The organism is Chryseosolibacter histidinae (assembly GCF_018598225.1).
Lineage (GTDB): Bacteria > Bacteroidota > Bacteroidia > Cytophagales > Cyclobacteriaceae > Chryseosolibacter > Chryseosolibacter histidini.
In genome coordinates this window covers 14,217-26,137 of record NZ_JAHESF010000045.1, presented here as the reverse complement: position 1 = coordinate 26,137, position 11,921 = coordinate 14,217, and the positions used below count along the sequence as shown (strand labels likewise).

The window sequence follows — 11,921 nt, the reverse complement described above, 5'->3', positions numbered from 1 at the left end:
AATTAAAAATGATTGACAAGATGAAATTCACGACTAAAAATATAAGCAAGCTCCTGCTTTGCGGAGTGTTGATCGCAGGCGCGGGATGTTCCGATTTCCTCAAAGAAGAAGATCCTTCCAACATCGCTCCTGAAACATTTTTCGCGGTACCTGAAGATGCCGAGGCTGCAGTTTACGGCATCTATGAGAATCTGAGGTTTCACGGCGATGGTACCGGCATCTTCTCGGCCAATTTCCAGATGCTGGATGCGCTGAGCGGAACCGCCGAAACCGAGACTGGACAGAACTCAGATCTGAACAACCTGTACAGCTACACGTATACCGGCGACAACCTGCACCTCTCACAGTGGTGGAGACAGTTGTATGATGGTATTGCCAACGCTAACCTGGCCATTGAAAAAATCCCCGGCACGCCCGGCATTACGGAAGCCAATGCCAAGAAGTGGGTGGGTCACGCCAAGTTTCAGCGCGCGTTCCATTACTTCTGGCTGGTAAGGCTTTGGGGTGATGTTCCCCTGATCACCAAACCGATCCTCTCCTGGAACGATCCTAACGTGAACGCACCGCGCGCATCGGCAGAAACGGTATACGCAACCATTGAATCAGATCTGCTGGATGCTGAGCAGGCCGGATTCGCGGTAACCGATGCTTCGGGCCTCGCCTCGCAAATGGCGGTAAAAGCCCTGCTGGCAAAAGTTTACCTCACCATGGCCGGCGAGCCGCTGAAAAAAGGCGCTGCCTATTACCAGAAGGCCGCAGACAAGGCTAAGGAAGTGATCGATTATGCTACAGCAAACCCTACGAAGGTAGGTCTGTTCACGAGCTATAACGATCTGCATGACCCCACCAAGGAAAACTCTTTGGAGCATCTCTTCATGATCCAGTATGCTGCGGGTGTTGCCAATGCCAACTACCAGACGTACTTCCTGCCCAACAACACCAACATCACCGCCTCCGGTGAAGTGGGAACCACGGTGCCGACAACCAACTTCCTCGCTTCCTATGAAGCAGGCGACGCCAGAACACAGGAGAAAGGATTTTATTTCAAACAATACTTCCTCGATGGTGGTGTGGGCGCGCCGATCACACTGAACAGGTTCTATGTGTACAAACACTTCGACACCCCGGCCAACGGTGCACCGCCGCCAGGTTTACCCGGAACCGGAAACTCAGGCCTCAACTATCCGTTGCTCCGCTACGCAGACGTGCTGCTGATGTACGCCGAAGCGCAGAACGAAGTAGGAGGAGCTCCCAACGCTGCCGCATACAATGCGCTGAAGGCTATCCGCGACCGCGCGGGGCTTACCACACCTGATATCGGCACATTGAATCAAACATCTTTCCGTGAGCTGGTATGGAGAGAGCGCTGGCACGAGCTCAGCTACGAAGGCCAGACCTGGTTCGACATGATCCGCATTCGCAAAGTATACGTGTACAATGCATCGACCAACACACATTCTTTTGTGGATTTCGTTGGGGCTACGTTGAACGGCGCTACCCTGCAGGCCAAGCATCTTCTGCTTCCTTTACCTGCAGCGGATTACAGGAACAATCCCAGCCTGACAGGACATAACAATCCTGGATGGGATTAACATGAACGATTAGGGGTAATGCGAACACATCCCTGTTCCGGGCAACCGGAGCAGGGATTTTTTTTATCAGGCGGATGGCTGTTTTACCCGTACGCCTGTTAGTTAAAATTCATTACCACTCAGATAATTACCGATTTCTATTTATCGTTTAAACGGTTACATTTAGCACATCATATCTTAATACCTATGCCAGATTTTCAAATCAAAAAGTCATCGAAGTCCTACGACGTATGTATTGTGGGGTCAGGAGCAGGTGGCGGAATGGCGGCCTATACCCTGGCCAACGCCGGAATAAAAGTGCTTTTGCTCGAAGCAGGACCGATGTACGATCCTGCCAAAAATGTTACACAACTGAAATGGCCATATGAATCTCCCAGGAGAGGCGCCAGCACACCGCTGAGGCACTTCGGAGATTTCGACGCCGCCTATGGTGGCTGGGAGCTCGAAGGCGAGCCCTACACCCAAAAAGACGGAACGCGGTTCGACTGGTTCCGCTCACGCATGCTGGGCGGTCGTACCAATCACTGGGGCAGGATCTCTCTTCGTTTTGGTCCCAAGGACTTCAAACACCGCAGCGTTGACGGCCTGGGCGATGACTGGCCCATCAGCTATGACGATGTTGCGCCTTACTACGACAAGGTAGACAGGCTCATCGGTGTTTTCGGATCGAAAGAAAATCTGCCGAACGACCCTGACAGCATTTTCCTTCCTCCGCCGAAGCCGAGGCTGCACGAGCTTTTTATCAAGGAAGCTGCCACTTCTATCGGCATCCCTGTGATTCCTTCACGGCTTTCTATTCTCACCCGCCCGCTGGAGAACAACAAAGACAGGGGCGCGTGCTTCTTCTGCTCGCAGTGTAACCGCGGCTGTACCGTGTATGGCGACTTCTCGTCCTCATCGGTACTGGTAAAACCCGCGATGGCCACAGGCAACGTAGATGTTATTGCCAATGCCATGGCGCGCGAAGTGCTGACGGATGAAAAGGGACTGGCAACCGGTATCTCGTACGTGAGCAAAGACGACATGCAGGAATATGTTGTGAACGCCAAAGTGGTGGTGCTCGCCGCCAGCGCCTGCGAATCGGCCAGGTTGTTGCTGAACTCAAAATCAGCACGCCATCCCAACGGACTGGCTAACTCAAGCGATGTGGTTGGTAAATACCTCCACGATTCTACCGGTGCCTCTATGGGCGGTATCCTTCCGAAGCTCGTAGGGCGCAAGCGTTACAACGAAGACGGCGTGGGTGGCATGCACGTATACACCCCGTGGTGGCTCGACAACAAAAAGCTCGACTTCCCCCGCGGTTATCACATCGAATATGGCGGAGGTATGGGTATGCCCGGATACGGTTTCGGCTTCGGCATGCACAACACCAACGGAAAGTATCCCGGACGCGACGGCCAGACGAAAGCAGCCGGCGGTTACGGTGCTTCGCTCAAGGATGACTATCGTTACTTCTACGGCGCTACCTTTGGCATGGCCGGACGTGGCGAAGCCATTGCGCGCAAAGAAAACTATTGCGAGATCGATCCTACCACCGTTGACAAATACGGCATCCCCGTGCTGCGTTTCCATTACAAATGGAGCGACTACGAGATCAAACAAGCCAAGCACATGAAGGAAACCTTTGCCGAGATCATCGACAAGATGGGCGGCGTGGTGACTTATGGCAAGAGCTCCGCTGAAAACAACTGGGGTCTTGAAGCACCCGGAAGGATCATCCACGAAGTGGGAACAACCCGCATGGGCGACGATCCGAAGCAATCGGTGCTGAACAAATTCAACCAGGCTCACGACTGCAAGAACGTATTCGTGGTGGATGGTGGTCCCTTCGTTTCACAGGCTGACAAAAATCCGACGTGGACGATCCTGGCCCTTTCGATGCGTGCCTCCGAGTACATCATCGACGAGATCAAAAAGCAGAATCTTTAAAATTTAAAGTTTAATGTTCAAAGTTTAAAGTTGAGGAACAGTCCTACAAACTTGAAACTTGAAACTTGTAACCTGAAACTTAGCAGAGTATGGATAGAAGAAAATATTTAAAGACACTGGCCCTGGGTACCGCCGGGGCAGGCGTTTTATTACAAACACAATCGTGCGAGCCTAAAGAGACTGCGGCGGCAGAGACACCGGCAGCGTTCACCATAGACCGCAACGCGCAGGAGCTTGTGCGCGAGCAGAAGCTGGCAAGCGAAAAATTCTTCGATGCACATGAGATGAAAACCATTTCTGTGCTGGCCGACATCATCATCCCGAAAGACGAGACATCCGGAAGCGCAACCGACGCGGGTGTACCCGACTTCATCGAGTTCATGGCCAAAGACAGGCCCAACTACCAGATCCCGCTGCGGGGTGGCATCAAGTGGCTCGACCTGCAGTGCATGCGCCGCTACAACTCCGATTTTGCTTCGTGCTCATCGCAGCAGCAGATCGAGATGGTGGATGAGATCGCATATCCTGAAAAGGCAAAACCTGAAATGGCTGCAGGCGTGGCGTTCTTCAACACCATGCGAGACCTCACAGCGTGTGGTTTCTTCAGCAGCAAGATGGGCATCGCAGACCTGGGCTACGCCGGCAACAAACCCAACCAGTGGGACGGTGTTCCGCAGGAAGTGCTTGACCAGTACGGCGTGAAGTATGACGACCGCACCCTTGAGATCTCTGTGAAATTCAATTCCTGAGACGAAACTTAAAATATTTGTTAAACCATAAATCCTTTAACGTAATGCCATTGAAGAAAAACACTCCGCCACAGGCAGAAAACTCATCGAGGAGACAGTTCATAAAAAATGCAGGCATGGCAGCCGCAGCGTTCACCATCGTGCCCCGCTTTGTATTGGGAAATGGTTACGTTGCGCCCAGCGATAAGCTGTATGTTGCCGGTATCGGCGCGGGAGGAAAAGGTGAAAGCGATATTGCCGCCTTCGCGAAGAGCGGTAAAGCGGAGATCGCCTACCTCTGCGATGTCGACGACCGCCGTGCCGCCAAATCTGTGGCCGCTTTTCCCAAGGCGAAATACTTCAAGGATTTCCGTACCATGCTCGACAAGGAGCACAAGCACATCGATGCCGTTTCCGTATCCACACCTGACCATAACCACGCCGTACAGGCCATGGCGGCGATGCAGCTCGGAAAACACGTGTATGTGCAAAAGCCACTGACCCACGACATCTATGAAGCGCGTATGCTCACAGAAGCCGCCAAAAAATACAAGGTGGTAACACAGATGGGCAACCAGGGCTCTTCGGGCGACGGTGTACGTCAGCTCGTGGAGTGGTACAACGCAGGCCTGCTCGGCGATGTACACACGGTCTATTGCTGGACCAACCGCCCCGTGTGGCCGCAAGGCATCGAATGGTCTACACAAAAAGCACAGGTGCCCAAAGAGCTCGACTGGGACCTCTGGCTCGGCACTGCTCCGTACAAAGAATTCGTTGACAAGCTTGTTCCCTTCAACTGGCGTGGCTGGTGGGATTATGGAACCGGTGCGCTGGGCGATATGGGCTGTCACATCATTGAGCCACCTTTCCGTGTGCTGGGATTAAAGTATCCTACCGATGTTACCGCCAGCGTTGGAAGCGTGTACGTGGATGAATTCAAACGCGGCTACTTCCCTGACAGCTGCCCTCCTTCTTCTTATGTGATCCTGACCTTCCCGGCCCGCGATGGAAAGCCCCCGGTAAAAATGCATTGGATGGACGGCGGCATTCAGCCTGAGCGTCCTGAAGAGCTGGGTCCGAATGAAAAAATGGGAGACGGTGGCAACGGCGTTCTCTTCATCGGTACAAAAGGAAAGATGATGTGCGGCACGTACGGCATGCTTCCTTCCCTGTTGCCGACCACTAAAAACCAGGAAGTGAATGTGCCGCAGACCATTAAACGTGTTCCCGGCAGCGCAGAAGGCCACTATGCACAGTGGGTGGAAGCATGCCTCGCGGGCTACGGAAAAATGGAAGTGAGCTCACCCTTCGAGATCGCGGGACCGCTGACCGAAACGGTACTGATGGGCAACCTGGCCATCCGCGCCCACGACATCCGCAAGCCACGCGAAGTGAAGCCTACGGAAAGCAACCCGAACCCTGCTCCGCAGTACGATTACCCGGGCCGCAACATCAAGCTGCTCTGGGATGGCGCGAACATGAAGATCACCAACTTCGACGAAGCCAACCAGTTCGTAAAACGTGAGTACAGGCAGGGTTGGACGCTGGGGAAAGTCTAACCAGGTTCGAAGTTTAAAATTTAAAGTTTAAAGTTAAAAGTTAAGGGAGGCTGTCGGAAGACGGCCTCTTTTTTTGCTGCATGCCGAAAGCTTGGCGCGACGCACCGCATGAGATATCCACTTAAAAAAATGCCCGCACCTTCATGGGCATATCATAGAGGTGCAGCACCTGGTCTGCCCCTCCTATCCGGATCGCTTCCTTGGGCATACCGAATACCACGCTTGATTTTTCGTCCTGTGCAATGGTTCGGGCACCGGCTTCTTTCATTTTCAAGAGCCCCTCGGCGCCATCACGCCCCATGCCTGTCATGATGATCCCGAGCGCGTTCTGTCCTGCGTGGTGGGCAACAGAATTGAAAAGCACATCCACCGATGGCCTGTGACGGTTCACCAGCGCGCCATCGCGTATTTTGATAAAATATTTGGCGCCGCTTCTGACAAGCTCCATGTGCCTTCCGCCGGGAGCGATGTAGGCATGACCGCGCATGACCCGTTCGCCATCGAGTGCCTCCTTCACGGTGATCTCACACAGGGTATTTACCTGGTCGGCAAATGACTTGGTGAATCCGGCAGGCATGTGTTGGGTGATGAGGATCCCGGGTGCATCGGCAGGCATCTGCTGCAGAAAATACCGGAGCGCCTCGGTGCCGCCCGTAGATGCGCCAACAGCGATCACTTTGTCGGTGGTCTTGTAGGCAGGCAATTTACCATTGCGCCGTATGGGCTTTGACACCGTTTTCTGCGCTTCGGGAGCAACGGCGAGGCTATTGCGCCTCACCGGGGCCATATAGGCTGCCTTGATCGCATCCACAATACGGATCCGGGTTTCTTCGAGATGCTCGCGCGTATTTTTGATCTCGGATTTCGCTACAATTTCAATGGCACCCAGCTCAAGGGCACGCAACGCCAGGTGGCTGCCATGTTGTGTCAGGCTGGAGATGATCACCACCGGCACCGGATACCGGGCCATCAACGTTCTGAGAAACGTCAGGCCATCCATGCGCGGCATTTCAATGTCAAGCGTGATCACATCAGGCACCTCATTGCGTATGTGACGCGCCGCAAAAAATGGATCTGCAGCTTTACCGATCACCTCAAGCTGCGGATCGTTACCCACGATCTCCGCAAGCGTCTGCCGAACCAATGCAGAATCGTCAATGATCAGCACCTTAATCGCCTTCTTCATTCGTCGCTCCGGTTATGCGTTCATGCCCAGGTGAAAAGCAGCACTGATATTTATTGCAGCTGGTAGATGGTGGGCTTGAGTTGCCTGAACGGAACGTCCATTCCCATCATCGACTCGCTATGCCCGATAAAAAGCAGGCCGCCCCGGCTGAGATGCGACGCGAATTTCCGGATGATCCGCTCCTGCGTTGCCTTATCAAAATAGATCAGCACGTTACGGCAAAAAATGATGTCGTAATCAAAGCAGTTCAACCCAAAAGACTCGTCCACCAGATTGATACGTTTATACGATATCTTTTTCCTGTATTCAGGTTTCACCCTTACAAGGTCAGGCTGAAGTTTGCTTCTCAAAAAATAATTCCGCTTCATCTCAGGGGGCACAACGCCAATTTTATCCATGGTGAAAATGCCCTGAAAAGCAGATTGGATCACGCGCATGGAAACGTCGCTCGCGTGGATGCTGTAATTCAACTGTGGATACCGCCGCCTGAATTCTTCCATCACCATCAGCAATGTATAGGGCTCCTCGCCCGTAGAGCACCCGGCAGACCATATCCGCAGTTGCCGCCCTTGCTCGTGCTGCACCCAATCAGGCAAGAAATTACCTGACAGGAATTTAAAGTGATCAGGTTCGCGAAAGAAATCCGTTTTATTGGTAGTAATGAGGTCGATCACATGAAACAGCTCCGCCTGTTTTCCTTCTTCGCTGAAAAGGTATTCCAGGAACTGCTTATAACTTGTCATACCGAGGCTCTTCACTTTTTTGTTCAGCCTGCTCTCCAGCATCGACAGCTTGCTCTTAGGAAGCTTGATCCCGTATTCCCGTGTAACATAAGAGCTCAGCCGCAAAAAGCTCTCGTCATCCATTTTTATAAAAAGGGACGATTCGATGGATGTATTGGTTTGCTCGGTCATCTTACCTGGGGGAACCTGTTAATGAATGTGTATTATTCAAACGACCGCCGGTCAAAAAGTAAAGCTCCGCTTTCTTCTGCGCCAGCTGATCGAATTTTTCCCAGCGCAAGGCGCAATAAGCATTCAGCTGCCGCCACTCATTCATGAGCATCAGGGCCTCGTTTGCCGGTATAGTTTTTATAAATTGTCTTTCCATGGCAATCAGTCCGGCAATGCTTCTCAGCTCCCTGCTGATATGATCGACATCGTCGGTAGCTACCTCAAATTCCTGCTGCAGCATTTCCGCCGCAGAGGCCTCGTCATGAGCGGCCTGCTCCATCTTGTAGCTATCACGTTTCTTTTCCGCACCCCGGATGTTAGATAATTTCAAGGGAATAGAAAGCGTTGCCGTAATAGCATTGTACCGGGGCGACGGTGCTTCAGGGTTTGTAGCCCGTGTGATAAAACTATTGCCCAGTGAAAACGAGATATCCGGCACACGATTGCTTTCCGACACGAGCAATTCCTCGGCGGCAAGTCTTGTCTCAACTCTATTCAGCTTCATTACCGGGTGCTCTTCTCCCATCTTCACGAGCGGCCCGTCACTTTCAGTCCACACCGCTTCGAAAGGCAGTACCCAACCGTTGCCAACCACATGCGCCACAAGGTCATTCAGTCGTTCGAGGCTTTCATTGTAACGCCGGCGAAGCGCATCCAGCTTCAGCCCATTTTCACTTTTATCGATCCTGCGCTTGAATACCTGCAGGCTGTCATCAACACGGGTGACGCTCAGCAAACTATCATATTGCTCCAGCTCGTCAAGTTGTCTCTCCAGCATCCAGCAACGCTGATACAGCAAAAGGCCATCACGTTTAAATTCAGCGGCAAACAGCTCATGCTGCGCTTTGGCCTGGTCTACCAGCGCTTTCGCATAGAGCACCCGGTGCCTGCGCTTGCCGCCAGCCTCAATGGTATAATCCAGTCCTACGAACCACTGGTGCGGCATATTGATCCCGCTTATATCACCTGAAAGATTTCCCAACGTCAGGGAAGGATCAGGCATAATTTTCGCCACGTCGACTTCTGCCTGTGCGGCATCCGTGCGTGCAGCGTCTTTCGCAATATCGGGGTGAGCGGAAATTATTTCTAAGAACTCATTTACGGTGATCTTTCTGGCATCCCTGTTATTGTTTTGCGCATGGCCTGCCGAAGCGCATGCGGCGAAAATCAAAGTCACATATATTGCTGCTCTCATGTTACTTTCTGTTTTAAGAAAGTGTCCTGTGACCTCTCCCCCAACCTTCTCTTCACAGGAACACTTTCTGACCCTTAAACCAACTTTCTTAGCACATCCTGTATCAGAACTCAGTGAATTCACTATCCGAAGGACCATCTTCCAGGTTCAGATCAACGCCCTTTCCGTTACCATTGGAGTGTGTATGGAGGGCGGGCACTTTCGATGCCGGTTTTGCCTGCTTGCGGATGGAAGACGATCTTCCTGATTTCGATTTGGCGATAACACCGTTCTCCAGCTTGAAGTAGCTGACGGCAGCTTTAAGCTCTTCAGCCTGTCCGTTGAGCTCTTCCGCGTTAGACGACATCTCTTCTGCGGCAGAGGCATTGCCTTGTGTAACCTGAGAAAGCTGTTGGATGGCACCGTTCACCTGCTCTGCGCCGGTATTCTGCTCAACGCTTGCGGCCGCGATCTCCTGCACCAGCTGCGCCGTCTTGTTGATATCCGGCAGTGTATTCAGCAGCAACTCTTTGGATTGTTGCGCCGCTTTTACCGTTTTGGCCGATATTTCTGTGATCTCCGATGCTGCCTTCTGGCTGCGCTCCGCCAGCTTGCGAACTTCAGCCGCCACCACGGCGAATCCTTTTCCGTGCTCGCCTGCGCGCGCGGCTTCCACGGCAGCGTTCAGCGCAAGCAGATCCGTTTTGGAGGCGATCTCTTCTATGATCGCGATCTTTTCAGCGATATTGGTGATAGCATCCACGGTTTCAGAAACCGATTCACTGCTTACCTGTATGTCTTTGGCCGCCTTGTTGGCGATTTTCTCTGTTTCGCGTGAGTTATCAGTGTTCTGCTGGATATTGGCTACCATTTGCTCCATGGAAGAAGAAACTTCCTCGGAGGCACTGGCCTGTTCCTGGGCACCTTGCGACATCTGCTGCGAGGCGGCCGCAACCTGCTGGCTGGCGGAAGAAACATTCTCGGCGCCGTTGAAGATCGTGGCTGCGATCTCACGGAGGTTTTTCACCATTGCCTCCAGTGCATCGTCAAGGTCACCGCCTTTGTTCTTGATCGCCTGGAAATCGATGGTAAGGTCACCCTGCGATACCAGCTTGGCAACTTCCACGCTGCTCCTCAGTTTTTCAAGCATGAACTGAAGCTCCCTGAGCATATCGCCGATCTCGTCCTGCTTCTCTATGCCCACATCGGCGGAGAAGTCTCCTTTTGCAACTTTGCGGATCGTGTTCTTGGCAACGTTCAGCGATGCCGTAATATCCCGCAGCAACCAGACCGCAACCAGGAACCCGATCACAACACCTGCAATAATGATAATGACCATGGTGCGGATAGCGCTTGCATACATATCATCGGTGATGATCCTGTCCTGGGCAAGCTTGCCTTCGATGCTGGCCTCGATCTCATTCAGCACCGCGTCAGACGCATCGTCAAGCTTTTCAACCTCACCTTCAGAGAGCGCTTCCGCCTTTGTATTGGTATTGCGTTGCCCCAGGTCTCTAACCTGCAAATGCAGGTTGTAGAAGTTGCTGTATTGCATCTGGTACCGGTCAAACAGCGCCTTGCTCTCGCCCGTCAGGCTGCCGCCGATAGTAGTGCTCAGCAGCTCGATCCTGTTCTCGATCTCTCCGGCCTTTTGAATAACGGCTTTATTGGCTTCTTCCGTCTCTGCCGCTATCAAAGCACTTTCGGTGTTCTTCAGGTCTACCACCAGACCTCTCATCTGGTAAACTTTATCCAGCAGGTCTTTTGCGCCGCCTGATGATAACTTTGCAGCCAGCTCGTCAAGTGTGGATTTGACCTTGGTGAACTCAACATTTGCCTCATTGCCCGACAGGATCGTTGCCTTGATCTCCGAGTTCTCCAGCGCCAGTTGCACCACGTTCTGATTGGCATTCAAAAAATCGCCGATCCTGGCCTTAAGCTCTTTGATCTTTACCAGGGTCGCCTCGTCGCTTACTTTTTCCAGCTCAGCGATGGAAGCATTCAATTCTGTTGTAAAACTCTCGATGGAACGTTTCAGCACGTTCATGCTTTGCTCGTCTTCAGCCTGAATGAGTTTCTTCTGATCACGGCTGATCTCCGTAAGGTTTACTTCTATGTCGCCGATGAGCTGCAGCTGCACGGCACTGATATCCGTGATCTCATTAAGCTTATCGTTCATATCGCTGATGCGCATGTAGGATATCAAAAAGATAATACCCATCAGTATCAGCAGCACGGTAAAGGATGCTATGAGCTTGGCGCGTATGGTTAAATTTTTCATTGCTAATGTGGGGAGTAGGGTTAAATACTAATTAAATAACTGATTGCTCCAGGTGGAGGATCTCAGAGGTGTTGAAGATCCGGGCAATATCCATGATCATGGTGATGTCGCCCTGGTTGTTCACAAGGCCGGTGATCGGCGCCTGCGTTTTGTAGTTCTCGAAATCCGGCGCCTCCTGGATCTCTTCCGGCTGAAGCTGGATCACCTCTTTAGCGACGTCGACCAACGCGCCGATCTGAACATTTTTGTCGTCGCCTGCTTCGATGTCAAGCACCATGATCCTGCTTTTTTTGGTGATCTCCGTTTTGGGGAGCCCCAGCTTGAGCCGTGTATCGAGCAACGGCAGCACTTTGCCACGCAGATTGATGATGCCCAGCATGTACTCCGGCGCGTTCGGAACTTTGGTGACCTGATCAAGCTCTACGATCTCCTGGACACTCTCCACCGTGATGGCGAATTTCTCCGCGCCCAGGGCAAAGGTCAGATAGGCCTGCGATTCATTTTCCCTTTTCATTG

The 11,921-nt window shown here is 52.4% G+C and carries 9 protein-coding genes; 4 read left to right on the top strand and 5 right to left on the bottom strand.

From position 1 onward, the window contains the following. Positions 1-20 precede the first annotated feature (20 nt). From KK083_RS27470 to KK083_RS27455, 4 genes are all read left to right on the top strand, one after another. On the top strand, positions 21-1,592 hold the full coding sequence (locus KK083_RS27470) for a RagB/SusD family nutrient uptake outer membrane protein (protein WP_254169349.1): 1,572 nt from the start codon (positions 21-23) through the stop codon (positions 1,590-1,592). A gap of 186 nt (positions 1,593-1,778) precedes the next feature. Beyond that, positions 1,779-3,524 carry a GMC family oxidoreductase gene (locus tag KK083_RS27465; protein ID WP_254169348.1) on the top strand — a complete coding sequence of 582 codons (1,746 nt, stop codon included), beginning with the start codon at positions 1,779-1,781 and terminating at the stop codon, positions 3,522-3,524. Between the two features lie 89 nt (positions 3,525-3,613). Then, complete coding sequence (locus KK083_RS27460) at positions 3,614-4,273, top strand: gluconate 2-dehydrogenase subunit 3 family protein (RefSeq protein ID WP_254169347.1); 660 nt, start codon at positions 3,614-3,616, stop codon at positions 4,271-4,273. Positions 4,274-4,317: 44 nt separating this feature from the next. Next, a complete protein-coding gene (locus KK083_RS27455) occupies positions 4,318-5,811 on the top strand; it encodes a Gfo/Idh/MocA family protein (protein ID WP_254169346.1) in 1,494 nt (497 codons plus the stop codon). Between the two features lie 121 nt (positions 5,812-5,932). Here KK083_RS27455 and KK083_RS27450 read toward each other — a convergent pair whose 3' ends face one another. The 5 genes from KK083_RS27450 to KK083_RS27430 all read right to left on the bottom strand — a co-directional run bounded on the left by KK083_RS27450 (position 5,933) and on the right by KK083_RS27430 (position 11,919). Further along, on the bottom strand, positions 5,933-6,997 hold the full coding sequence (locus KK083_RS27450; RefSeq protein ID WP_254169345.1) for a protein-glutamate methylesterase/protein-glutamine glutaminase: 1,065 nt from the start codon (positions 6,995-6,997) through the stop codon (positions 5,933-5,935). Positions 6,998-7,047: 50 nt separating this feature from the next. Then, entirely contained in the window at positions 7,048-7,911 is an 864-nt protein-coding gene (locus KK083_RS27445) for a CheR family methyltransferase (protein ID WP_254169344.1), read from the bottom strand. Between the two features lies 1 nt (position 7,912). Then, positions 7,913-9,145: a TolC family protein gene (locus tag KK083_RS27440; RefSeq protein ID WP_254169343.1), complete on the bottom strand. Its 1,233-nt coding sequence runs from the start codon at positions 9,143-9,145 to the stop codon at positions 7,913-7,915. Positions 9,146-9,248: 103 nt separating this feature from the next. Then, complete coding sequence (locus KK083_RS27435; protein WP_254169342.1) at positions 9,249-11,405, bottom strand: HAMP domain-containing methyl-accepting chemotaxis protein; 2,157 nt, start codon at positions 11,403-11,405, stop codon at positions 9,249-9,251. A gap of 31 nt (positions 11,406-11,436) precedes the next feature. Further along, positions 11,437-11,919 (bottom strand): chemotaxis protein CheW, encoded by a 483-nt coding sequence (locus KK083_RS27430; RefSeq protein ID WP_254169341.1) that lies wholly within the window; start codon positions 11,917-11,919, stop codon positions 11,437-11,439. Between the last annotated feature and the right edge of the window lie 2 nt (positions 11,920-11,921).